This is a genomic window from Microcystis aeruginosa NIES-2549, from assembly GCF_000981785.2.
GTDB classification, from domain to species: domain Bacteria; phylum Cyanobacteriota; class Cyanobacteriia; order Cyanobacteriales; family Microcystaceae; genus Microcystis; species Microcystis aeruginosa_C.
On the sequence record NZ_CP011304.1, the window covers coordinates 1,481,793 to 1,506,495 of the forward strand.

A 24,703-nucleotide genomic window follows, 5' to 3' on the forward strand; every position below is an offset into this window, starting at 1 on the left:
CAACCCAGTAAAAGACTCGTAAATTCACTCTGAGCTGCCACAAATAGCCGTCATATCAACTTCTAGGACAAAAATTAGGAATGCGAGTAACTTTTACCGAAAATCAGGGTTTTAGAAAGGAATTGAATAAACGGGTTGATGCTTATTTTACCGAAAACGGCATCCCCACCAGAGATAATTTTGCCATGTACCTGAAGACGATGACGATTTTAACTTGGGTAATTGCCGCTTGGCTATTTGTGCTTTTTGGTCCAGATATCTGGTGGCTAAAAATTATCGGTTGCATGGTTTTAGGGGGAGGATTAGCAGGAATCGGTTTTAGCATTGGTCATGATGCAAACCATGGCGGCTATTCTAGTAAAAAATGGGTTAACTCTCTCCTTGGCATGACCTACGATTATATCATCGGTACTTCCAGTTATATCTGGCGTTTTCGTCATAATTATCTCCATCACACCTACACCAATGTTTTAGGGTACGATGTGGAAATTCACGGCGATGGTGTGGTGCGAATGACTCCCCATGCCGAGCATAAATGGTATCATCGTTATCAACATTTATTTATCCCGATTCTCTACGCTATAATCCCTATCTATTGGTCATTCTCCGATGTGCGCTCCATCCTCTTTCGTCATCGTTTTTGCGAGATTAAAATTCCCAATCCTAAACCGATCGATATATTCGTTTTATTGAGCGGAAAAGTTGTCTATCTCTTTTGGTTTATTGGCATTCCTCTCTTAGTTGGTTATAGTACCCTAGAAATAGCGTTCGGTTTTCTAATTGCTTTTATGACCTATGGATTGCTTGCCTGTCATGTATTTATGTTAGCTCACGTTTTGGAACCTGCCGAATTTATTCAACCCTCGGAAACCAACCAAATCGAAGACGAATGGGCAATTTTTCAAGTGCGAACTACCGTGGATTTTGCTCCTAAAAATGCTTTTTTAAATTGGTATTTAGGGGGATTAAATTATCAAGTAGTCCACCATCTTTTCCCGAAAATTTGCCATGTTCACTACCCTAAAATTGCCACAATTTTAGCGGAAGTTTGCCAAGAATTTGGCGTTAATTATGCCGTTTATCCCACCTTCTGGGGGGCTTTAGCTTATAATTATCTTTGGCTCAGACAATTAGGCAATAAACAGAGTAATTTCGATCTCAAGTTAGCCAGCTAAATATCAGTTATCAGTTATCAGTTACCAGTTATCAGGTGTGAGTTATCAGTTATCAGATGTAAGTTTTAAGTTAATTAGTTAGTTAGTTATCTTTATCTTTATACCTGTTTACTGTTTACTGATCACTATTTACCGATTACTGATTACTGATCACTGATCACTGAAAAATGAACCTACCCAACTCGATTACCCTATCGCGACTCTTGGGACTGCCATTGATATTATACTGGTTGCACCAAGGCACAGACATCGATCGCTGGTTAAGTTTAATTATCTTTCTGATTGCTGCCAGCACCGATTGGCTCGATGGTTATCTAGCGCGAAAATTGAATCAAATCACCGAATTAGGTAAATTTCTTGATCCTTTGGTCGATAAATTGCTGGTTCTTGCTCCCCTCTTGGCTCTCATTGAAATGGATTTAATTGCTGCTTGGGGAGTCTTTTTGATTCTTGCCCGCGAATTAGCGATCGCTGGTTGGCGCATTAATCCCAATTTAACGGGAAATAGCGACATAAAAGGGGCTAATTGGTGGGGAAAAAGCAAAACAGTCAGCCAGATTATCGCTATCGCTCTCTTAATTGCTCCCTTGCCCTCTGAATACAACTTGATTGCTCAGTTCGCTTTTTGGCTATCAGTAACATTAACCTTAATTTCTGGTCTGATTTATGTCACACAAAGGTGACATTAACTTTAATTTCTGGTGTGATTTATGTCACACAAAATTGATAAAAATTTGACCAAATGTAAAATAACGAACATTAGCAATAATTTGCGGAGACAAATCGAGAGAATGGGGTTGCATTTTTTTTTCTTGGTATATAATGGTCGGGAGAAAGATTGTCAAAATCTTCGAGTGCAAACATACCATTTAAAGAAAAACTATGTCTTCCATCACCACTATCACTACTGCTACTTCCTACACCACTGGTTTTAGTCTCGCTGTTGGTGACTATCTCTTCGTTCAGAATTTATTGGCTGCCAAGCCTTTTCTCGCTGTGTCTATGGTGCAGTCGACTGCTGTACCCGGACTTAATCTCACTGCCATGGGCGGTGGCTTTTGGAGGTTACGCAACGGAACGACCAATGATGTTAACGGAACGCTTTCCGCGTACCGACAACCCTTTTCTTATGAGTTTCTTCTGCCAGCAGGTACTGATACCTATGTTTCAAGTCCTTATACGACCGCCACTCATATACTACAAATCGACACTACCAGAATCACAAAAGCCAACAAGACCGGAACATTTTCGATAGGTCTCCCCAGTGGACTAGTCCTCAGCGATCACTATAGCATTTCAGGTGGCGGTGGAGACGATACCCTAACTGGTCGCAATGGAAACGATACCCTAGATGGTGGGGATGGAAACGATGTCCTGTCGGGTCTCTCTAATGACGATAACCTGTTGGGTGCTCAAGGAGACGATAGCCTGTTCGGTGGCGATGGGAACGATAACCTAGACGGTGGCGATGGGAACGATAGCCTGGACGGTGGCAATGGGGACGATAGCCTGTTCGGTGGCGATGGGGACGATATCCTGGACGGTGGAGACGGAAACGATGCCCTGGACGGTGGCCAAGGAGGCGATACCTTCCAAATCACCTCAGGCAGCGACACAATTTCGGATCTTGGTATCGGCCCCGATGTGTTGGTTGTTTCTGCCGGCGCAACGGTGACTGCAAGCTTGACGGCACCATGGACAGCGTCTTCATTGACTAGCAATAACGGCAATGCAACCATCAGTACGGGGGGTGTTTCCCTCGACCTAAGTGCAGCGGGCGGTTCATCGGGATGGACGGTCAACATTAGCATTAGTGGTGCCAATATCACTGGCTCCGCTAATGCAGACACCATCACTGGTGGGGGTGGAGGCGATGGCCTCACTGGTAACAATGGAAACGATAGCCTGGTTGGTGGGGGTGGAAACGATACCCTCACTGGTGGGGGTGGAAACGATACCCTCACTGGTGGTACTGGTACTGACCGTTTTATTTTCAATAGTCCTAGCGAAGGCATTGACACCATCACCGATTTTACCATCGCCGCCGGCAGCAATCAGGATTCCATCCGAGTTTCTGCCAGTGGTTTCGGTGGTGGACTGACTGGCTCTGCCGGAGGAACTGTTTTGCCTACTGCACAATTTCTCTCCGGTTCGGGAGCTACTAGCGCTGCTACTGCAGCTCAGAGATTCATCTATAACACCAATAATGGTGGTTTATGGTTTGACGTCGATGGTGTTGGTGGCACTGCTTCGGTTCAAATCGCAACCCTTACCGGTTCGCCGGCCCTAACTGCAGCCAGGATTACGGTTATTGCCTAATCTATCCCTGTCCATCCCCTGCGGTGGGTTGGGCAGTTGTGTATTTTTGGTGTAAAATCAGGCCACTGGAAATAATCTCTGCGGGTGTGTTAGCTAGGGCTAGGATACCCTTATTATCTGGGAAGTGGGCAGTGGGGGAGATTCAGCGGCTCTCTCACTCTTTGTGTGATACTAAATCCCTTGAGTATAGGCTACATATCAGGACAGGCAAAAGGCAGGAGGCAATAGGCAAAAGCGGAAATAAATAATCAGTCTTTAATAACTGGATTTAGTGTGATAAGTTTAACTTGTATAAGAGCGATCAATCTTTGTGTTCTCTGTGTCTCTGTGGTTTCTTCCACCAATCTTAAGGATAGACGGTTAAAATGGGTCTGAGCTTGAGAGTCATTGGGATTAGTTTTGTGTAGTGATTAACTGACGGTGATAATCGCCCCATAACCGGGCTGCCTGTTGACTACTGCCGGAAGTGGGAGAATTATTATCATTCCCTAACCAAATACCTGTCACCCAGTCGCGACGGGGAAGATAACCGATAAACCAGAGATCCACATAATTATTAGTAGTTCCCGTTTTACCCGCTTCTCCCATGCCAATACTAGCAGCGCCTCCCGTACCATTAGTTATCACCCCCCGCAATAAGCTATTCATCGTCTCGGCGGTTTTAGGGGAGATTACCTGCTGATTTCTCTCGTTATCCTCGCCATAGTCATAAATAACCCGACAGGTACTCAAATCCTCCAGATTTTCACAGTCGGAAGCGTCGAGAATGCGTTTAATGGCGTGGGGACGATTCCAGCGCCCACCGTGGTCAAAAACCCCATAAGCGCCAGTCATTTCCAAGACATTTACCTCGCTTTGCCCTAAAATTAGCCCCGGTACAGGATTTAAAGGTGATTTCACCCCCAAACGTTCCGCTACATTGACCACATTGCTTAATCCTGCCTCGCGAGCAATGCGAAGGGCGACGCTATTTTCCGATTGCGCTAAACCTTGAAACATATTGACCCCCCCGCTGCTGCGTTCACAGGGAGAATAGGCCTGTCCTTGCCAAGAAAGTCCCGCGCAGGTATAGGTTTTATAGGGCGATATTCCCTTTTCTAGGGCGGCAACATAAGCAAATACCTTAAAAGTGGAACCGGGTTGACGTTTAGCTTGGATAGCGCGGTTAAATTGGCTTTTTTGATAGTCAACTCCCCCGACTAAAGCGAGAATTTCCCCGGTTTGACTGTTTAGGGTAACTAAAGCTCCTTGGGAGTATCGATAGCGGGGTCCTTGGTTTAAGACATTATTTTTTAAGCTTTTTTCTGCGATCGCTTGCAGCCGGCGGTCTAAACTGGTTTCAACGATAAAATTGCCTTCTTTCGCCACTTCTTCCCCTAAAAGGTCCTGTAATTCCTCGAAAACGTAACTATAAAAATATGGTGCAATCGTACTGGATAGGGATTTTTTGGCTTGGGGACTGATTTCAATGCGGGATCTGCGGGCGCTGGCCGCCGCTTCTGGGGAAATCATGCCTAATTGGGCCATGCGATCGATGACACGATTACGATATTGTACGGAAGTGTCGTAATCTTGAATGGGATTAAATAAATTCGGGGCGGGTAACATAGCCACAAGGGTGGCAGCCTCCGAGATATCTAAATCTCTAGCGGATTTATCGAAATAAAAGCGGGCCGCATCTTCAAAACCGTAACCGGCCAAACCGAGATAAACTCGATTGAGATAGGTTTTGAGAATTTCATCCTTACTATACACCGCTTCTAATTGTAGGGCGACCACAGCCTCCCGGAGTTTGCGATCGGCAGTATTTTGGCGACCGACTTCGGGGAATAAACTACGCGCTAACTGTTGAGTTAGGGTACTGGCCCCTTGACGAATGCCTTGACCTTGCCAATTAATCATAACAGCCCGGACAATCCCCAAAGGATCGATGCCAAAATGCCAGTAAAACCGACTATCTTCGGAAGCGACAACCGCCTTGGGCAAATAGGGAGAAAAATCGCCCAGATTATCTAATTCTCGGTGAGTTTCCTGTCGAATGGGATTGAGGGGAGTTTGACCATCCCTAGCATAAACCACCACCGGACCGCTCACCCCGGAAGGGAGTGGATAAACATTAACTCTACGACTTTCCCAGATAATCCCTAGAACTAATAAACCGAAAATACCACCCGCACCATAGAAACCATAGCGCAAAAGTCGCGCCCACAGGGGAGGGGGACAATAATAGGAGATGGTGACACAATTGGCTAAGTCTGGGGGGGCCAGAGTAAAAGTATCACCATGACGCAGGGAAACGCTTTTCAGACGACGTTTACCCATATAAACCCCGTTAGTGGAGTTTTCATCTGTGAGCAGGAAATTATGGGGATTTTTCGGGTCACGCTGTAGGGAACAATGAATCTGACTGACCACGCTATTACGGATAGTAATATCACAGGAACTGGAACTACGACCTAACAAATAGCGATCGCCAATGAGGGGATATTTGCTTTCCCCGGTGCCATTCTCGTTTTTAAGGCGTAATTCAGGAACTCTCGCCCCTTTTTTGAGATTTACCGCCTGAAAATTCACCTTTCCTTGCAATTTCTGCACTGCAACGGTGACAAGTTGACTAATTTGGGTTTTCGGCGACTGGTTAGACATAGTTTTTATCAGTTATCAGCTTCTGGAGGCAAGAGGCAAGAGGCAATAGGCAAGTGGGGAAGTGGGGAATTTCAACTAAAATCCCAACACCCTAAAACCCCAATTCATCCCCAATATCCCTAAATTGACATTTTAGCCTCTAAAGCTTTCAGGTATTCCGTATTGACTCCCGACTCGCGAATCAGAGCAATTTTACCGGTACGCGCCACCTCGCGAATGCCAAATTTATTCAGCATTTGCATAATCGCCACCATTTTACCCGGATCCCCCACCACTTCGATGGTCAGGGTTTCCTCAGAAATATCCACAATCCGGGCCCGGAATACCTGCGCTAATTCGATCACTTCGGCCCGGCGCTCGGCGGTAGCATTAACTTTAATCAGCATTAATTCCCTTTCCACACAAGGGGTTTGGGTGATATCCTGCACCTTGAGGACGTTAATTAATTTGTAAAGTTGTTTGGTTAACTGTTCGATGCTGTTCTCGTCCCCCGGTACTACCATCGTAATCCGAGAAACTCCCATTTGTTCGGCAGGACCGACGGCTAGACTTTCAATATTAAAGCCGCGACGGGCGAATAATCCAGCAATACGGGTTAAAACTCCCGCTTCATCTTCAACTAATACGGATAATGTGTGTTTCATGGCGATTTATCTACACAACCTATATTTAACCATTGTAAGACAGGAGGCAAGGCCAGAACAGCTTGTCTTCACCTCACGACGACAAGAAATTTTAACGAAGGCAGGCGGCCGTTTTTGTAACGGGGATTTATGCCGCGCTCCAAAAACTTTTCGCCTTAAAAGGCGAGGTTTTAGACCCGATTTTTTCGATAATTAATTATCGGGATTTTTTGGCAATTGTCCAGAAGGGAAAAGTTTGACTGGGATTGATGATAACTCCCGTGATGCCATGGCGAGCAAAAGCATATTCTTTGGTTTGCCAAAGGGGAATATAGGGAACTTCATCGGCGAGAATTTCTTGAATTTTGCCAAAGATTTGCTTTCTTTTGGCTGGGTTACTTTCCTGACGGGATTGGGCGATTAATTGATTCATTTCTTGACTATAAAAAAATGAGCCTTGACTTTGTGATCCTCCTTCTTCGCAGCCAGTTTCTGGAGAACCTTTAGCACAATCTAAAAAGGGATAAATATAGTTATCTGCATCCAAAAAATCGGGATACCAATTAGATAGAGCAGTGGTATAAAGTCCCCGGCTAATATTACGGAAAAAGGCCGCCCCTAGGATACTATTAGGTTCAAATTGAATCATATTATCTAAATCCCGTTTTGCTAGGGCTTTCATCACTGCCGCCACGCTGCTGGAAGTGATCGATCCCGAGGAATGCCAAACTTCTACAATTGCGGGGTTTTCTGGACTATAACCGGCGGTTTTTAGTAATTGTTTGGCTTGCTCTATGTTATGATTGCCATAGCGCTCTTTAAACACCGGTTGTGACTCGGAAAAAGTAGTAGGAATAAGACTAAAAAGAGGGATGCCTTGACCTTGTAAAATGCGATCATTTAGTAAATCTCGATCGACTAGAGAAGCAATTGCTTGTCGCACTAAAATATTATTGGTGGGTTCACTTTTGAGATTGACGCTCATAAAGTTAATTGCTGCCCCAGAAGATTCGATGGCTTGCCATTTTCCCTGGGCTGCTTCTGTGCGTAATTTTCTCACTTGAGGAGCCAGTAAAGATTGATAGGCAATATCCACCGCACCCGTCTGAAAACCGTTAAATAAATTGGCAGGATTAGAGAGATAAATTTGCACATTAACTCCCTTATTTTTGGCTGGTTCTCCCCAATAGCGCTCGAAGGCTTCTAAACTAAAAGAATCGCTAGTAACTGCTTTTAAGCGATAATGTCCTGTGCCGATAAATTCTTCGGGTTTAAATTTACCCTCGCCAATTTGATAAAATTTGGGTGAAACCGCACAGGCTCCGGGATAAGCTAAAAGAGCGGGAAAAGCGGCAAAAGGTCTGGTTAGTTTAATAGTAATTTCGTCTTCTTTAGTAGCGGTGATTTTATCAATTGTATCCCGGAGAAGAAAGGAAGGTTCCCCACCATTTTTGATAAATCTTTCTAGGGAAAACTTCATCGCCTCCGCGTTAAAAACCGTGCCATCATGAAAAATAACTCCTCGACGTACTGGGATAGTATAAGTCAAACCATCGGGGCTAATTTGCGGTAATTCCGTGGCAAGGAGAGGCTTTAAATTAGTGGTTCCTTCGGCGTAGGTGTAAAGAGTTTCACCGAGATTATAAATAATAAAAAGTCCCGCTAACTCATAACTATCAGCAGGATCGATCGAGCGTGGTTTTAGGGTTGTCCCAATCATCAGGCGATCCCTATCCCCCTGGGGTAAATTGGAATTAGTGGACTGACAGCCCACAGTCAGAAGAAGACAGAGGCAAAATAAACTTAAATAGCGGTAAAGTTGGCGTAAAGATCTCATCGATGGCGATTAATGGCAGCTAGGTATCGATCGATCCTATCATTTTTGTGCATAATCTTTTCTTCTAGGTTCCCTGAAGGAAGTAGGTTAATTGCTTAATTGGTCGGGTAAAATTATTCAATAGCCGGACTGATTACCCCGACAATTAAATTAAATTTTCTGGTGGAGGATGGCAAAAACTTGATAAATTTAGCCAAGAAAAAGACCCAGGGCAGCAAAGGGGTTAAATGGTTCAGAATAGCTGGAGCTATGGAGGCAGATAAACAGGGAAATGGTCAAGATTTTTAAACCTAGAGCAGGTGACAGCAACTGATTAGAAACTGATCTTATTTTATAAACCTCTTACATAATTAATTTTTCAGAGTTCAAAAACGGCAGAAATAAGGATTAAATGGCATAAAGTCTATAAATAGACCATTTAACTGATTATTATTCATTCTTAATTCTCCTGACTCCTGACTACTGGCTACTGACTCCCAACCCTAACAACAATTTTTGATTTTTACAAGAGGTCTTATCAGCCATTTAGGTTAATCCTGTCCCCTCTAAACAAGCTCGATCGAAAATTGCCCCCGTGGTTACTGCCGAGGCTAAACTAGCACAAAGAAGATTGGCATCAGTAAAATTTGTTCCGCGTAAAATCGCCCCGAAAAAAATTGCTTCCTCTAAATCGGTGGCCGATAGATCTGCCCCGGACAGATTAGCGCTAGTAAAATCCGCTTGGGTTAAAATCGCCCCGACAAAACTCACTCCCCGGCCATCGACACCGCGAAAATCCGCCCCGGACAGATCTAGATGATTAAAAACCGCCCCGGCTAAAAAAGCACCGGCCAAACTTGCCCCAGTCACGATCGCATCGAGGAGAATTGCCCCGCGTAAATCGGCATTACGAAAATCTGCTCCCCTTAAATTTGCCCCTGTCAGGTCAGCACCGCGCAAATTTGCGCGTAAATTCGCCCCTGCTAGGTCTGCACCCGCTAAATCAGCCCCTGCCAAATTCATGCCCGCTAAATCTTTTATCTGACCCTGACGAATTGCTAATAAATCAATACTGGGAAAAGTCATGTTCAGCCACGGTTAAATACTGTAAAAATATCTTAGAATATTCGTAAACCTTTGTTAAGAAAGCGCTCCATGTCCCTAGAGCTATTATCCCTAGAAAATATTGAAGAAATCGCCCACCAATACGGATACTGGGCAGTATTTATCGGCATCACCCTCGAAAATATGGGGATTCCCATCCCGGGAGAAACCATCACCATTGTCGGCGGCTTCCTTGCCGGTAGCGGTGATTTAAACTATTGGTTAGTTTTAGTCAGCGCAATTACAGGAGCAGTTTTAGGCGATAATTTTGGCTATTGGCTCGGTCGCGCTGGGGGTTGGCCGTTTTTGTTAAAAGTTGGCAAATTCTTTCGGATTCCCCCCCAAAAACTAGAATTAGCCAAGGATCAATTTAGTAAAAATGCACCCCGGGCGGTCTTTTTCGGTCGCTTCGTCGCCCTGTTAAGAATCTTTGCAGGTCCCATGGCGGGAATTGCCCGAATGCCCTACGGTCGTTTTTTCCTCTGTAATCTGGGTGGAGCGACGGTGTGGGCGACGATTATGGTGACATTATCTTTCTTTTTAGGCCGTTTGTTCCCCTTGCACCAGTTAGTTAGCTCTATGGCTCGTTTTGGTATCTTGGCTTTAATTATCGTCCTGGCCTGGACAATTATCCACCCTATCCTTGAGTCACGGAAAACGGCGGTTTAAGGCCATGACGGGGTGCTGGTGCATTTGTTGCGTCGGAATATCGATTTGTTGTGGCAGATTCCCCAACTACCTAGGGTTTGCTGAAAAAGTCCTAGGCTGGGGTCAGGAGTCGGTCGTCAGTAGCCGGTCGTCGGGAGGGGGTACAGAAGAACGGATATCTTTGCGTCTGTTAGCCTTTTTTCGTCAAAACGATGAAATGTCCGTATCGAGTATCCGGGATCATGTACTCGTAGACCTTTTCCCGATCATTTTTATCTTGAATAAATTCATCTACGGCCGTCTTCACGCCCGAAGAAAAGAAACCGTAATCATCGACGATGATAACCGCCCCAGGGGAGGTGATCGGGTGGAGGAACTCTAATACCTGTTTGATCGGTTCGTACAGATCGAAATCCACATAGGCGAAAGAAACCCTCGCGGGTAAATTTTCCGCTCGCTCGAGGATTCGATCGAAAAATCCTTTGTGAATTACATAGCGATGTTCGGGAAAAGAAATCTTCCGTAATCGCTCTAGAACCATTCCCTCACGGCATCGCATTTTTCCCCTATAGGCTTCCATATTCCCCAAATCGAAAATATCGTGGAGCAAGCGATCTTTTTCCGAGGGGGCGGGCAACCCTTCAAAGGAATCGAATAGATGTAAGGTCTTGTCCGTTCCAGCGATTTCATTGGCGATCAGCGCGGAGGTTTCTCCCTGCGCCACACCGAACTCGCACACATCGCCCTCTACCTCCCGACACCGGGCTAAACCCTGCACGAGATAATAGGCCTCTGACGGAGGCGTGCCGAGCAATGTGGTTAATAGATGCAGACGAAGATCGTTAGGCTCTATTACGGGGTCGGATTCGTTGAGCCTCCCCTCGTAGGCCTGTGCCAGATTGGCGAAATTATCGAACCAGATCGGCAGCTCCGATGTGCGGTGGAGCGGTTCATCCTCGAGCGAGGACGAGGTCAGAGCAATGGATTGATCATTCATAGCTGTTACCCATTTAAAATGGGCATTAGGATGTTAGAAAAGAAACGCAGATTGATTAATTATCGATAAGAAAGCGGTTATCAGAAATAACCGCTTCTGGAATTTTCCAAGAATCTCTTTAACGTTCGCGGCGCCCGAAGTTTTTGCGCTCACCACCGCCACCACCACCGAAATTGTCTTCCTTGGGACGAGCTTTGTTGACTTTCATCTGTCGTCCCATCCATTCGGCCCCGTCAAGAGTTTCGATCGCTTTTGCTTCTTCCTCATCGGAGGACATTTCCACAAAACCAAAACCGCGCATTTTACCCGTTTCCCGATCTACGGGCAAGTAAACGCGACTAACCGTGCCGTATTCAGCGAATACCTCTTTCAAGTCATCTGTCGTGACATCATAAACCAGATTACCAACGTAAATCGTCATGGATTGTCTCCCAATATCACAGCCATTTCGAGAAGGAGATCGGACACAACCCAGTCAAGGCCATCAGGGAAAAACCACTTCTGTTTGAAACCAATGCTGCTACCGAACCTAACTACTCTCTCTAAACTAGCATAGCTTATCAGTGATCGGTGATCAGTAGGAGTAGGGAGTATTAAGTGAGCAGTATTACACGGCGGTTTTCTGCTTTCTTTTCACTGATTACTGTTTACTGTTCACTGCTCACTGATTAGGGCAGCCAAGGATATTGACTAAAATCGGGGGGACGCTTTTCGAGGAAAGCCTGTTTACCTTCGGCTCCTTCGGCGGTCATATAGTAGAGTAAAGTGGCATTACCCGCTAACTCCTGTAAACCCGCTTGACCATCACAATCAGCATTAAAAGCCGATTTTAGGCAGCGAATCGCCAAGGGACTTTTTTCGAGAATTTCTAAGGACCATTTAACCCCTTCCTGCTCTAATTCCTCTACCGGGACGACATGGTTAACCAAACCCATTTCTAATGCTTGTTGGGCGTTATACTGCCGACAGAGAAACCAAATCTCGCGAGCTTTTTTCTGACCCACTACCCGGGCCAGATAACTAGAGCCGAAACCGCCGTCAAAACTGCCCACTTTCGGACCAGTCTGGCCAAAAATGGCGTTATCCGCCGCTAGGGTTAAATCACAAACCAAGTGTAAAACATGACCGCCCCCGACCGCATAACCTGCCACCAGCGCGATAACTACCTTGGGGATGGAGCGAATTAATTTCTGTAAATCCAGCACATTGAGCCGGGGTACGCCATCATCGCCAATATAACCCGCCTGACCGCGCACCGTCTGATCGCCGCCAGAACAAAAAGCATATTTGCCATCGCTGTGGGGACCCGCACCCGTGAGCAATACTACCCCAATGCGGGCATCCTCGCGAGCATCACAGAAAGCGTCGTAAAGCTCAAAAACTGTCTTCGGACGGAAGGCATTACGCTTATGGGGTCGATTGATCGTAATTTTGGCGATTCCCCCCCATTTATGGTAAAGAATGTCCTCGTAGGTTTTGACGGATTGCCATTCAACGCTCATGGTCTCGGTTATAGGCACAGCTTTTTTACCTTACCTCATTTTGTCCCCCACTTTGCAGCGGGGAGCGCAAGAAGAGGGGAATGGATAGTTGACCGACAAGGTTTAAAGCTGATTCTCTTATAGCGTTTTTCAGTCTGCTGAGGTACAAAAGTTATGGGTTTTAGGCAAAAGGCAAAAGGCAAGAGGCAAAAGGGAAGAAAAATAGGTGTACCTCACTAGCTTAGGAAACGCTATATTGATATTTTCTGAGTATTGATTGAAAATATATTGATACTATTGGCTAACTTTAAAGAGCTAAAAATATGAGTACAAGTAATAAAACTAAGCCAGAATCATTAGAGTTTTATTTGGGATTAAAATATCCAATAACAATTTATCCTGATGATGAGGGGGGATATGTATCAGAAATTAAGGATATTACGCGATGTTTCACTCAGGGAGAAACCATAGAGGAAACCTTAATCAGTAAACAGTAAACAGTAAACAGTAATCAGTGAACTGAAAACTTACGTCTGATAACTGATAACTGATCACTGAAAACTTACATCTGATAACTGATAACTGATAACTGATAACTGAATTAAAGCCATTCGATTTCTTTAGCTTTTTCGGGTAATTTAGCCGTGGTTTGTCCTTGGCTGCGGGACTGAAACCCAATTAAATCGAGGGGAGTAGCCAATAAATCTACTATATCAGCTTTACCAAACAATAACTTGAGAGTATTTTTTGGTAGCTCTTTTAATAACCAACGACCGAGAGTAAAAAATAACTCTTGATTGGTTAAAGGTCGCATCAATTCCACACCATACAATTCATGAAGATAGCGATTTGATCGCCCATAACGTTTTAATTGACTTCTTAAGTCTTCTAAGGTGGAACGATGACGATGGTAAATAATTGCCTCCGGTGCGTAGGTTAATTGCCAGTCGGTTTGTTGTTGAATCCGCCAACAGATATCGGCATCACCACCGGTAGTTAAATAAGGACGAAATAAACCAACTTTTTCAAAAGCTTCTCGACGAATAGCGAGGTTAGCAGTTTGACCGTAGGGACAAAAAGAATGTTCTAAAAGAAATTTTGGTGACATAAAGTGACGACGTTCCGCATACTTTTCCAACCAAGTGGAACCAGTTAAGGCGGCAATTTCACCCGCTACCAGACCGATCCTAGTATATTTAAAGGGTTGAACCAGTTCTGTCAACCATTGCGCTGCGGGACGACAATCGGCATCGGTGAAGGCCAGAAAAGGATAACGAGCGCTTTTGATCCCTTTGTTACGAGCAGCGTAGGAGCTTTGTATATGATTTTCGCTTAAAATGATCAGGTTCAGTCCCCTGTGTTCTTCTGCTGCCTTTCCTAATAATTCTCCCGTGCGATCGCCACTATTATTATCAACTAAAATATATTCAACTAATTGACGGGGATAGGTCTGTTTGGCTAAACAATCAATGAGAGAGGGTATATCTTTTTCTCCGTTATAAATTGGCACGATCACGGATACTTCGGGAAGGAACTGTAGGGTATTTGACATCGTTGGAGTCCAATAAACGGGCGAAGGTTGAACTATTCGCTACAATACTACTATAATCAAGAGCAACAAAAAGCAAGTCTATTGTCACTTATTTTAGACCAACGATGAAAAGTTTCTTCCGAAAATTATTTTTCTATGTGGGTATTCTTTGGCTCTCACCCTTAATCATTGCTTTTCAGGTAGCTAATAATCGAGAACTTATCTTAGGTGATGTGCGGCGTTGGGTAGAGTTATTAGGCTGGGAAAAAAGATCAGATTGGTTACAATTATTAGCTCTGTGTCTGGAGGCAAAAGAATTTAGAAATTTATATTATTGTCGTCTTTTTCAAGGTGGTTCATTTAGCCGTTTTTTAATGTATATTCTTAGGTTTTTCTATCGAGAAAGTTCCTACTTATTTCTAGATTCTTCCTGTTCGATTGGCAAAGGATTATTTATTCAACACGGTTTTAGTACGATTGTTATGGCGGATTTGGGCGATAACTGTTGGATTAATCAACAGGTAACAATTGGCTATAAAGATAAAAGCGGCCGCCCCAAAATTGGCAACAATGTCAGGATTACCGCTGGTGCTAAAGTCTTAGGAAATATTACCATCGGCGATAATGTCACCGTGGGCGCAAATTCAGTGGTAGTCAAGGATGTTCCACCTAATTGTGTGGTGGTGGGTATTCCCGCTCGTATTATTAAACGGGACGGCGTTAAAGTAGATGAAAAATTATAAACGCTGACTTAAAATATATTCGGCAATTGCCAGATCTCCGGGGGTAGTAATTTTTAAGTTAGTTTCTTCACCGACGACAATTTTGACGGGAAAACCACATTTTTCTAATAAGGCAGCATCGTCGGTGACTTCCCAAGCTAATTTTCGGCCCTGTTCGTGACATTCTTTTAATAATTTTACCTGAAAACCCTGGGGCGTTTGGGCTGCCCACAACCGCGATCGATCAGGTGTATCCTCAATCCAACCCTTGCTATCGACAATTTTAATCGTATCTTTCACCGGAACCGCCGCTATGAAACCCTGACAAGTGGCTAAAGCGGCGGCACAGCGATCAAATAATTCGGGGGTGGCTAAACATCGCGCCCCATCGTGAATTAAAACCGTCTCAGCCCCCTCTGGTAGGGCTTGTAAGCCATTATAAACTGATTTTTGTCTGGTTTCGCCGCCTTGGATGATTTGCACGGGTTTAAGGGCATTTATGGCGGTGATAATCTCTCGGATCTCCTCAAAGTCTTCCGGTTGTGCCATGATGCCAATCCAGATAATTGCCCTGGATTCCATGGCAGCCAGTAAAGTCCAAGCGAGGAGCGGTTTTCCGTGCAGGGTGAGCAGTAACTTATTGCGATCGCTGCCCATCCGTTTACCCATTCCCGCTGCTGGAATTAACAAATACATATTTTTTTCAGGTAAAAAGTTAAGAATTCAGTGGACAGCAGTGGGGAGCTTTTTGCTGGTTAAGTAAGTGGTTTCAATATATCCCCCCTTGATAAGGGGGGTGCCGATGATTGTTAATCGCTTCAATAACCCCAAAACTATCCCTCTTAAGAGAATAAATCGAGGGGAAAGTGACCATAAGTACCGACTAATTGATCATTTTCTGATTGACAAGAAATCAGGACACCGCGATAGGTTCCCGTGTAGGAATCGAGATAGGAAGCTTGTCTTTGGGTATTGTATTTAATATACACCGCTCGCTGTTCTGGGTGGTCTTCTGGGAGAATATTAGGTAGGGGGTATCCTAGGGCTTGTAGATAACTTTTTAGGGCTTTAAATCCCTCTTCATTGTTATCGGCACAGATACCTAAATTAATTGATTCCGAACCTTGGTTAACTAATAAAATTGCCTGTCTTAGAGCTTCTTCTTCTTCGGGGGATTGGGCAATTTTTAGTTGAATACATCCATATTCTTTTAGGAGTTTCAAGGCTTCTTCCATAGACATGAGCGGTTAGATAGGCGGGGCTAAAGATAAAAAATAAGCTGGTGCTGCTGTCCTTAACGACAAATTCCCAAGAAAAAAAGCCCTAAATCATTGGGGTTTAGAGATAGGAAAATTTTGCATTGGTCTGAATCGTAAGATCGCCAATTTCGATCATATCAGGTTGGGGACAGGAAAATTTATCGGGGTTGTTCGATCGCTCGATTTTGTGCGGTCATTTCACGCGCTGCTTTTTGATAGCCAAAGTAAACACCTACATCCTGAGGGGAAAAGAGGAGCATTTCTGGTGAGATAGGATCTCAGTAGCTTCAGTCAACTCCTCCCATTTTTCTAGGGCTTTTTCTTCGGTTGTTTCAGAGTCTTGCAGTTAAATTTCCGCCACGGCTCTTTCGATTAAACGACGAGCCAGGGTTTGAATGCCAGTATGTTCATAGTAATTAGTCGTCATATCGAGGAATGCCCCAACATATACCAATTTATCGGCAGAAAAGTCGATAAATCCCTGAATTTTGCTCAATAATCCCTGCTGGCTCAAACTGCGCTCGCTGACAAAACCACTCATCCAACCTTTAGTCGAGTCGAAACTTTGACCAATAAAGTCTAATTTTCTGGCAGTATTTCCCCCCGGAATCAATTCTTTAATACTGGCGAAAGTAGAGTTAGATTCTAATTCTTCCGGCCTGAGAATGCTGAGGCTCGATTCCACTTTGCGGATAAAACTGCCCCCCAGAGGGATTAAACCATCCAAACAAACTAACGCCGCCATCCGCATCAAGGATTCGCCGCTATAATCTCCTAGGGAAGCGACGAAATCCCTGATACTATCCCCCGGAATGCCATTAATTTGACAAAAAGCGACTAATTCGGTCACTAATTTCAGGGTTAGATCGATGGTTTGCGCTTTTTCGGGAGCAGGGGTTAATCTTTCGATTAAACCGCCCATGAGGGGAATTTTACCACCGACGGCATTAGCAAGAGAGGCGGCGGCTAGGGCATTATCGGCGCTGTCGATGGTTTGATAGAGCCAGAGCGCCCGTTGATAGCCCTGGGATTTATCATTAAACAACCAAACGGCTCGATCGCCAATCTGTTGGATCATGCTTTCGTCGGTTTCGCCGGTGACTTTGATAATCGTATTTTTAAACCCGACTAGATTATCCCATTGCCCCGGCACTACATAATCAAGGGTTTTGAGAACTTTGACGGTGAGATTATTAGTCGGTAATTCGTCCACCAGTTCAAAAATTGGCTTACTCACGGATGTCTCCTTACTTTAATTTTGCTAAACCATCTAAATCGAACTTAGCTAACCAAGCTTGGCGATCGCTGGCGGTAAAATCCGGCTCCCGCGATAAAACCTTGACTTGATAGCGATTATTGACTAAAACGGCGGTGGCGGTTGTACCCTGTTTCACAGAGGGAAAACCTTTAATCGTGGTTTGACTGTCTTGGAATTTATTGGCCGCGGCGGGATTATTGCTAATGTCAGATATGGCTAACATAGCCACAACTTTGCCATCTTGCTTCAGTTTTGCCTCGGCAAAGCCTTTTTTCTCTTGGGTATAGACGCGCTCGTATCCTCCCCCAGAAGGTGGAAAAAACTGATTAAAACTGCCGCCAGAGGTGGATTCTTTCACCACTGCCGCCGCCCCACGAGCGGTGCTTTCTTGTTGGGCTTGGTCAAATTGCGAGGGAGCTTTAGCACAGGAAGTTACTAGCAAAAGTGCCGCTAATACCCCTGACATCAAGATTTTGTCAAATCGAAAGCTCATAGTTATCTTAATTAAAACTTGCTCATGTTTGTTTGTAGTATATCTCTCGCTTATTGCTGATTATTGTTAAGTTTTTCTAGATGCTGTCACACTGGACCGAAAAAAAACAGAAAATCAGCAAAATTCGAGTCAATAACGAAGGCAGGAGGCAGTCCCGATGAAAAAATTTTCACCCCCACAGATGAAAGAGGTTTCTTTCCCTACACCCCACACCCCACACCCTGCCCCCAGGAAACCCTTTTTTGGTAAACCCTAGCTACAGTCCCGCAATTGCCCCTCGCGCCATAGATGCGATCGCTTGTTCCGTGGCCCGGGGTAGATGATAATATTTACCCCCAGCTTTTAGGGCTAATTCTTTGGCAAAACCAGTGGAGACGAATTTTTTCTCCGTATCGATAACCAGCAGTTTAATGCCTAAAGAGCGAATTTTAGCGGCAATATCGAGCAGTTCTGCCTTAATATCCGGTTTTTCCCCCTCCGGAATCGGTTCGCCTAGAGATTTCGCCAAAGGAATATTACTTCTCCCGTCGGTAATCGCCACAATCACCACTTGACCGATATCCCCCGATAAACGGGCATTCATCCCCACATGAACCGCTTGGGTTAAACCGTGGGCCAAAGGGGAACCGCCGCCACAGGGCAGGGTTTCTAGACGTTTTTTCGCTAGGGTAATCGATTTGGTTGGCGGCAATAGTACATCTGCTCGCTCACCCCGGAAAGGAATCAGGGCAATCTGGTCGCGATTTTCGTAAGCTTCCGTTAACAGACGCATAACCGCACCCTTGGCCGACTGCATCCGATTCAGGGCCATGGAACCGGAGGCATCAACGACAAAGACAATTAAAGAACCGGCCTTGCGGGCCAGCCGTTTTGAGCGCAGATCCCCTTCTTCTATAATCACATGACGTTCGGGATTCCTCAAGCGACGGGCTTTTTGATAGGGGGCGGCCGCCCGGAGAGTGGCATCGACGGCGACTCTTTTCACCTTGCCCCGGGGTAACATCGGCTTAATATAACGTCCCCTATCTTCCGAGAAAATCAGGTTACGCGCCCCCGATTTCCCCTGACGCTGGGCCATCTGGGCAAAATACAGCACACTGGGATCCAGTAAAACCCCTTCCGGGTCGAAAACAAATTCTTCCGGCAAATTATCGGGCTGTTCCGGTTCTTTTTCCTCCTCTTTCTCCTCCTCTTTTTCTTCCTGTTCCTGCTGGTTTTCGTCTTGGGGCGGTTCCGGTGGTGGCGGTGGTGGCGGTGGCTGTTGTTCCTGTTCCGGGGGTGGTGGCGTAATCAGCGATCGAGGTACAATAACTAATTCGACGGCTCTTTTTAAGTCATCGGCACTGACTAAATCCCGACCTTCTAAAGCGGCGGCGGCCTTGGCTACTCTCACGGCAAAAATCTCGGCGCGATGACCTTCCACCTTACCGCGCACCGCTTCCTCCACTAGATAACTAATTTGTTCGGGTTTAATTTTTACCTCTTTTAACCATTCCCTCGCTAGGATAATTTCGGTTTTTAGATCATCGATTTCTTGGGCATATTGGGCGATAAAAGCGGTGGGAGACACAGCATACTCGATCGCCTGATTGACGGCGGTGACTCGTTGGTCTAAACTGAGGACACCATCGGCGGAAAGGGCAATGGCAATTCTATCTAATAAATGGGTTCGTAAATCCCCTTCTTCTGGGTTATAAGTAGCGATCAGGATCGGTTTACAGGGATGTTGAAAACTGATGCCTTCCCGTTCGATTTGGTTACGTCCTTCGCTTAAAACCGTTAGTAATTGGTTAGCAATTTGGTCATCGAGTAGATTAATTTCATCGACGTAGAGAATTCCCCGATGGGCGCTGGCTAATAAACCGGGTTGAAAGACCGGTTCCCCCTGTTTCACCGATTCTTCCACATCGACGGAACCCAATAAACGATCCTCGGTGACTCCTAGGGGAATCTGCACGAAGGGGGCCCGGATAACTTCCGTGGCGACCTCTCCACTGCTATATTCTTCTTTAGTGCGATCGTCCCATTCATCGGGATGGTTGGGATCACAATTAAAGACATTACCTGCGATAATTTCGATCGGTGGCAGTAGGGAATGTATCGCTCGCGCCATGACTGATTTGGCGGTTCCCCGACGACCGGCAATCACCACACCCCCTAGGGCGGGATCCACTGCGGCTAAAAGTAGGGCTAATTTAATCGCTTCTTGGCCGACAACGGCAGTCAGGGGAAAATTGAGGGTCACAGTGGGCATAGATCTAGATTCAGGCGGCCAAATTCTAGTGTAAAACAGAAGCTCCCGGGTCCGGCACTTTTCCCTTTTTGATTCCCGAACCCAGATTTTAGCTGCATCTCGATCGAGTTCTTTCTCCCCGAACCGATCGAGAAGTTACTGGGTTAATCTAGGATTAGCTCCTAATAACGGCTGTAGAGAGGAAAGAAATATGATAACGACAATAATCGATCGCCTTACGGAAACCAACCCGCAAATTATGCGAGAATGGCAAGGAAGATTAACCCCGAAAAATATCTCGATCGCCTCGGTTATCTCCCTAGTTGGTCAATTATTAGTTTATTTATACTATCAAAATCTCTTGCCAGTAGGGGCGGGATTTAATCGTTACTGTACCGCTAATCCCCCCCATAACAACGATTATGATCCCTATAGTGGGCTTAAATACTGTATCCAAGACTTAAATGGTCAATGGATGATTATCTCCCGGTTATGGTGGTTAGATGTCTTCACTTTTCTGAGTATTACCGGTATTTTCGCTCTTTTAGTGGTGGGAACCTATCAATTAATTGCGGATCTTTCCGGGGAAGAGTGCCGGGGTACACTTAATTTTATCCGTCTGAGTCCCCAACCCGCCAAAACGATTTTTATCGGCAAAATTTTCGGGGTTCCCATTCTCCTCTATCTCGTCTGTCTTCTCGCTTTACCCTTTCACTTGGGGGCGGGTTTATTAGCGGGTATTCCCTTGTCGTTAATTTTAGCCTTCTACGCGGTTCTGATCGCTAGTTGTGCCTTTTTCTATCATGCTGCCCTTAGTTTCGCTTTAGCCACGCCATGGTTAGGGGGATTTCAACCCTGGTTAGGCAGTGCTGCAGTCTTAATCTTTGTGTTTTATAGCAGTATTATTACTTTATCGGGCTATGGCGGTTTCCGTACCCCCTTTGATTGGTTAATTCTCTTTAATCCTAGTTTTTTCCTTCCCTATCTAGTTAAATCTACCTTTCTCCCCCCCGATGCGGTACGCTATCTAGGAATCTCACAAATCTTCGATCTGCGTTGGTACGGTCAATCTCTCTGGCAATCGGTTATAATGGGTATTAGCTTAATTTTGCTCAATTTCGCCCTCTGTACCTACGGTTTAACCAGAATTATCCAGCGTCGCTTCCATAATCCCCTCGCTACTCTTGTTAGTAAACCCCAAAGTTATTGGATGATGGGCTGTTTTAGCGCTATTAGCCTAGGTTTTGTTTTCCAAACGCTGGAACCGAGCTATATTTTCGATAATTTTGCGATTCTTAGCGTTTTTGTGGCGATTTTTGGCTTGTTAATCCTTTTTGCCCTCACTCCCCCCCGTCAAACTCTCCAAGATTGGACTCGCTATCGTCATCTACAAGGAAAAAAGAGCATTAGTCTGGGGAAAGCTTTAATCTTTGGCGAAAAAAGTCCTTCTACCCTAGCCATGGCTGTTAACCTCGCTATTGCCATTTTATTCATCCTTCCCGCTATTTTTATCGCCCCTCTCCATCAATATAAACTAGCCACTGCAGCCGGGTTTCTCTTGGCAATGAACATGATTTTAGTCTATGCCGCTATCGCCCAATTATTGATGTTAGCCGGCACAAATAAACGCGCTTTGCTGGCAGCCACTAGCATCGGCATTTTGATTATTTTCCCTTTCCTCTGTTTCGCTGTCTTGCGGGTTGATCCCAGTCAATCTCCGCTTTTATGGTTTTTTACTTTTCTTCCCATTGCCGCTACTAAATACGCTACACTTCCCTCTTTCGCTTTGGCAATCTTCGGTCAGTGGTTGGGTTTAACCCTCGTCGGATGGCAAATTAATCGGCAATTGAATCGCCTTGGTGCCTCGGCAACTAAAGCGTTAATGCCAAGCTAAAAAATACCGACTCACAGGGGAGATTAAATAATATCTCTGCTGACAATTTTCTCCCCTTGAGTGTCGGTTAAATTTTTTTTCCTCAAAGGCTTGACAAAACCCCACGACTTGACAGATAATTTCTTATATAATGGGAATCCGTGCCTGCCTGCGAACCCCCTCTTTTCAGGTCAAATAAAGCCCCAAAAAATTAACCCCAAAAAGTAGGCTGAGTTAATCTCAGTTCCGGTGCTGATTCGGAGCATCTTTCAATTTGACAACGCCTATTGTAGGGCTAATTCATGAATTAGCCCTACACCTAGTAATTTCAGTTCCCATCTGATTAGGAGCATCTTTCAATTTGACAACGCCACATTTTTACCTTACCACTGATAAACTATCAACGATTAGCGAGGGAGTATAACAGGAACCATTCCATTGATTATCGGCCCCCAGAGCGATTAAATTCTGCAAAGCGGTATAAACATTTCCCGTTACCATTGTATCTTTAACTCGTCCGGTGATTTTGCCCTTTTCTATGCGATAACCCAGATCGATATTGACAGAAAAATCGCCCGAAATATCGGCCCCATGACCTAAAATTTGGTCGATAACTAGGCCCTCATCTATTTGCGAGATTAAATCCTCTAAAGTTCCCTCTCCCGGTGCCACGATTAAATTAACTAAATCCGGCATGGGATAAACCCCTAAACCGGGACGAAAACCGTTTCCCGTCGGAGTAGTTTTTAACAATCTGGCCGTGGTACGATCGCTATAGAATTCCTTAACTCTACCTCCCTCAATTAAAGATAAAAATTTGGTAGGAGTTCCCTCATCATCAAAGGGACAACTATAGGGTTCTCGGTCCGGTTGTTGGGATAGGGTCAACTTTTCTGACATCACCAATTGACCAATTTTATCACTCCAGGGCGAGGACTGTTCTAAGATCTGTTTACCATTTAAAGCCATCTCCACCGTACCCCATAAGAGGGTAACTGCATTAGAGGTCAATAAAATTGGTAATTTTCCCGTGGGACTATCCACATTATTGGCTGCCCATTGTAGTCGCTGCAATAACTGTTTAATTACCGTTTCGGGATGGGGTGTACTGCGGGTATATTCCCCATCATAAACCGCCAGAAAATCCTCCCCCCGTACCCATTCAATCCCCAGATAATAACTCAAAGCTGTATCGGTATATTGACAATATAAACCCTCGGAATTAACCAAACGGGTGATTTCCCGTTCACATTCCCATTCACCACTACAAATAACCTCAGGATAAACTTGGCGAATATGGCCAATCATTTGATTACCCATCGCGATTAAAGATTCTACCGCCACATCCTGACCAATCGGGTCATAAACTGCCCGTCGTGGTGCCGAAAATTCGATTTCTTCCGGGGCATTGAGATAGGATAAATTTAACGCCGTTTCTACTAAAATTTCCGGTTCCACATCACCATAACCCACCGCTAACCCCGGACAACCCTCGCGCCATAATCTTAAGGCAGTTCCCACAGATTCAGAACTTTCTAGCTGTTTGAGACGATTAGCCTCAAAAAAAACGGGATGGGAAAGGGAGGAAGATTGATAAACTTCGGCTGCCACTGCTCCCGATTTGAGAGCCAGTTCGATGAGTTGTTGCGGATCGATCGTCATGGTGATAGTTTTTGAGATGATAGCTATCTGATTATCGAAAATTTGGGTTTAAAACCCCGTCGTTTCACGATAGCTTTTCTTGATCTCTAATATAGCACTCAAAACCTAGACCCAAAGCAACTTTTGGATAGGATGTCCAGTTGGCATCTCATAGTTAGTAAAAGTGTACGCTAATTCAGCAAGGTAAAAATTTTTTGCAAGGGTGATAGGTTTTCTAAAACAGATGGGTAAATTGTTTATAGACAGAAAAACATCCATCAGGAATACAGCCATGAACTCCGCTTTCAAATTCAAACTCATCCAAGCTCTCAACAAAAAGAACGGTAACAAAGGTTTCACCCTCATCGAACTCCTAGTTGTCGTTATCATCATCGGTGTACTGGCCGCCATCGCTCTCCCCAACCTCCTCGGTCAGGTGGCCAAAGGCAGACAAGCGGAAGCTCGCACCAACCTCGGTGTCGTTAACCGCGCCCAACAGGTTTACCGCTTGGAAAACACAACCTTTGGTACTGTATCTCAGTTGCCCGTTCAGTTTACCCTCACCTACTATACAAGTGTTAGCAATGTCAGTAATGATGCTAACGGTGCCGAGGCACATATGGCTCCTGCGGCAAACTATGTGAACGATATTCTCGAATACGGCTCTGCCGTCAGTCAAACCACCGCTGGAGTTTTTACTGCTGTTATCTGTGAACAGGCCACTCCCGCCACTTCTACTGCCCTAACCGCAGGTGTTTTAACTACTGCTGGTACTGCTAGTACGGACGCGGCTTGTGATGCTACTACTGCTCGTCCGGTTCAGTAATCCTAGTCTAGAAAAGTATGGGGGTTTTGGAAAATCTGCGCTCTTGGTTACTTTGGGG

At 45.1% G+C, this 24,703-nt stretch carries 22 protein-coding genes; 8 read left to right on the plus strand and 14 right to left on the minus strand.

All coding sequences use genetic code 11. The annotated features are described in order from the left end of the window. The first annotated feature begins 80 nt into the window (after window positions 1-80). The 3 genes from myaer_RS07010 (at window position 81) to myaer_RS22320 (ending at window position 3,494) form a co-directional block, all read left to right on the plus strand. A complete protein-coding gene (locus tag myaer_RS07010) occupies window positions 81-1,175 on the plus strand; it encodes a fatty acid desaturase family protein (RefSeq protein ID WP_046661558.1) in 1,095 nt (364 codons plus the stop codon). Between the two features lie 167 nt (window positions 1,176-1,342). Then, window positions 1,343-1,858, plus strand: a complete 516-nt coding sequence (gene pgsA / locus myaer_RS07015) for a CDP-diacylglycerol--glycerol-3-phosphate 3-phosphatidyltransferase (protein WP_046661559.1) — start codon at window positions 1,343-1,345, stop codon at window positions 1,856-1,858. 199 nt (window positions 1,859-2,057) lie between these two features. Beyond that, on the plus strand, window positions 2,058-3,494 hold the full coding sequence (locus myaer_RS22320; protein ID WP_052734166.1) for a calcium-binding protein: 1,437 nt from the start codon (window positions 2,058-2,060) through the stop codon (window positions 3,492-3,494). Window positions 3,495-3,887: 393 nt separating this feature from the next. On the opposite strand, the gene myaer_RS07025 is transcribed toward myaer_RS22320, so the two are convergent. From myaer_RS07025 to myaer_RS07045, 4 genes are all read right to left on the minus strand, one after another. Next, window positions 3,888-6,140 (minus strand): PBP1A family penicillin-binding protein, encoded by a 2,253-nt coding sequence (locus myaer_RS07025; protein WP_046661560.1) that lies wholly within the window; start codon window positions 6,138-6,140, stop codon window positions 3,888-3,890. A gap of 119 nt (window positions 6,141-6,259) precedes the next feature. Then, window positions 6,260-6,784, minus strand: coding sequence for an acetolactate synthase small subunit (ilvN, locus tag myaer_RS07030; protein ID WP_046661561.1), 525 nt, complete (start codon window positions 6,782-6,784; stop codon window positions 6,260-6,262). 196 nt (window positions 6,785-6,980) lie between these two features. Further along, window positions 6,981-8,600, minus strand: coding sequence for an ABC transporter substrate-binding protein (locus tag myaer_RS07040; protein ID WP_046661563.1), 1,620 nt, complete (start codon window positions 8,598-8,600; stop codon window positions 6,981-6,983). Between the two features lie 525 nt (window positions 8,601-9,125). After that, window positions 9,126-9,665 carry a pentapeptide repeat-containing protein gene (locus myaer_RS07045; RefSeq protein ID WP_004162624.1) on the minus strand — a complete coding sequence of 180 codons (540 nt, stop codon included), beginning with the start codon at window positions 9,663-9,665 and terminating at the stop codon, window positions 9,126-9,128. A gap of 69 nt (window positions 9,666-9,734) precedes the next feature. Between myaer_RS07045 and myaer_RS07050 the strand changes: the two genes are divergently transcribed. Next, window positions 9,735-10,352: a DedA family protein gene (locus tag myaer_RS07050; RefSeq protein WP_046661564.1), complete on the plus strand. Its 618-nt coding sequence runs from the start codon at window positions 9,735-9,737 to the stop codon at window positions 10,350-10,352. A gap of 169 nt (window positions 10,353-10,521) precedes the next feature. Here myaer_RS07050 and myaer_RS07055 read toward each other — a convergent pair whose 3' ends face one another. The 3 genes from myaer_RS07055 to menB form a co-directional block, all read right to left on the minus strand. After that, a complete protein-coding gene (locus myaer_RS07055) occupies window positions 10,522-11,328 on the minus strand; it encodes a TylF/MycF/NovP-related O-methyltransferase (RefSeq protein WP_046661565.1) in 807 nt (268 codons plus the stop codon). Window positions 11,329-11,446: 118 nt separating this feature from the next. Then, window positions 11,447-11,749: an RNA recognition motif domain-containing protein gene (locus tag myaer_RS07060; protein WP_002799864.1), complete on the minus strand. Its 303-nt coding sequence runs from the start codon at window positions 11,747-11,749 to the stop codon at window positions 11,447-11,449. Window positions 11,750-11,996: 247 nt separating this feature from the next. Beyond that, a complete protein-coding gene (gene menB / locus myaer_RS07065) occupies window positions 11,997-12,830 on the minus strand; it encodes a 1,4-dihydroxy-2-naphthoyl-CoA synthase (protein WP_002743375.1) in 834 nt (277 codons plus the stop codon). 302 nt (window positions 12,831-13,132) lie between these two features. Between menB and myaer_RS07070 the strand changes: the two genes are divergently transcribed. Continuing rightward, window positions 13,133-13,306: a type II toxin-antitoxin system HicB family antitoxin gene (locus myaer_RS07070; protein WP_071846427.1), complete on the plus strand. Its 174-nt coding sequence runs from the start codon at window positions 13,133-13,135 to the stop codon at window positions 13,304-13,306. A 104-nt stretch (window positions 13,307-13,410) separates the two neighbouring features. Here myaer_RS07070 and myaer_RS07080 read toward each other — a convergent pair whose 3' ends face one another. Then, window positions 13,411-14,361, minus strand: coding sequence for a glycosyltransferase (locus tag myaer_RS07080; protein ID WP_046661566.1), 951 nt, complete (start codon window positions 14,359-14,361; stop codon window positions 13,411-13,413). A gap of 104 nt (window positions 14,362-14,465) precedes the next feature. On the opposite strand from myaer_RS07080, the gene myaer_RS07085 reads away from it, so the two are divergent. Next, entirely contained in the window at window positions 14,466-15,083 is a 618-nt protein-coding gene (locus myaer_RS07085) for a serine O-acetyltransferase (RefSeq protein ID WP_046661567.1), read from the plus strand. On the opposite strand, the gene ispD is transcribed toward myaer_RS07085, so the two are convergent. The 5 genes from ispD to bchD all read right to left on the minus strand — a co-directional run bounded on the left by ispD (window position 15,078) and on the right by bchD (window position 20,326). Beyond that, on the minus strand, window positions 15,078-15,758 hold the full coding sequence (gene ispD / locus myaer_RS07090; RefSeq protein ID WP_046661568.1) for a 2-C-methyl-D-erythritol 4-phosphate cytidylyltransferase: 681 nt from the start codon (window positions 15,756-15,758) through the stop codon (window positions 15,078-15,080). The two genes, myaer_RS07085 and ispD, sit on opposite strands and share 6 nt — an antisense overlap. Before the next feature lie 146 nt (window positions 15,759-15,904). After that, window positions 15,905-16,303: a DUF1824 family protein gene (locus myaer_RS07095; protein ID WP_046661569.1), complete on the minus strand. Its 399-nt coding sequence runs from the start codon at window positions 16,301-16,303 to the stop codon at window positions 15,905-15,907. Window positions 16,304-16,667: 364 nt separating this feature from the next. Beyond that, window positions 16,668-17,558, minus strand: coding sequence for a hypothetical protein (locus tag myaer_RS07105; protein WP_046661570.1), 891 nt, complete (start codon window positions 17,556-17,558; stop codon window positions 16,668-16,670). A 10-nt stretch (window positions 17,559-17,568) separates the two neighbouring features. Next, window positions 17,569-18,072, minus strand: a complete 504-nt coding sequence (locus myaer_RS07110) for a hypothetical protein (protein WP_046661571.1) — start codon at window positions 18,070-18,072, stop codon at window positions 17,569-17,571. A gap of 256 nt (window positions 18,073-18,328) precedes the next feature. Further along, window positions 18,329-20,326, minus strand: a complete 1,998-nt coding sequence (gene bchD, locus myaer_RS07120) for a magnesium chelatase ATPase subunit D (RefSeq protein WP_046661572.1) — start codon at window positions 20,324-20,326, stop codon at window positions 18,329-18,331. Between the two features lie 190 nt (window positions 20,327-20,516). Here bchD and myaer_RS07125 point away from each other — a divergent pair, with 190 nt between their 5' ends. After that, window positions 20,517-22,199 (plus strand): hypothetical protein, encoded by a 1,683-nt coding sequence (locus tag myaer_RS07125; protein WP_046661573.1) that lies wholly within the window; start codon window positions 20,517-20,519, stop codon window positions 22,197-22,199. A 357-nt stretch (window positions 22,200-22,556) separates the two neighbouring features. Here myaer_RS07125 and myaer_RS07130 read toward each other — a convergent pair whose 3' ends face one another. After that, entirely contained in the window at window positions 22,557-23,840 is a 1,284-nt protein-coding gene (locus myaer_RS07130) for a TldD/PmbA family protein (RefSeq protein ID WP_046661574.1), read from the minus strand. A gap of 271 nt (window positions 23,841-24,111) precedes the next feature. Between myaer_RS07130 and myaer_RS07135 the strand changes: the two genes are divergently transcribed. Further along, window positions 24,112-24,645: a type IV pilin protein gene (locus myaer_RS07135; protein ID WP_046661575.1), complete on the plus strand. Its 534-nt coding sequence runs from the start codon at window positions 24,112-24,114 to the stop codon at window positions 24,643-24,645. Window positions 24,646-24,703 lie beyond the last annotated feature (58 nt).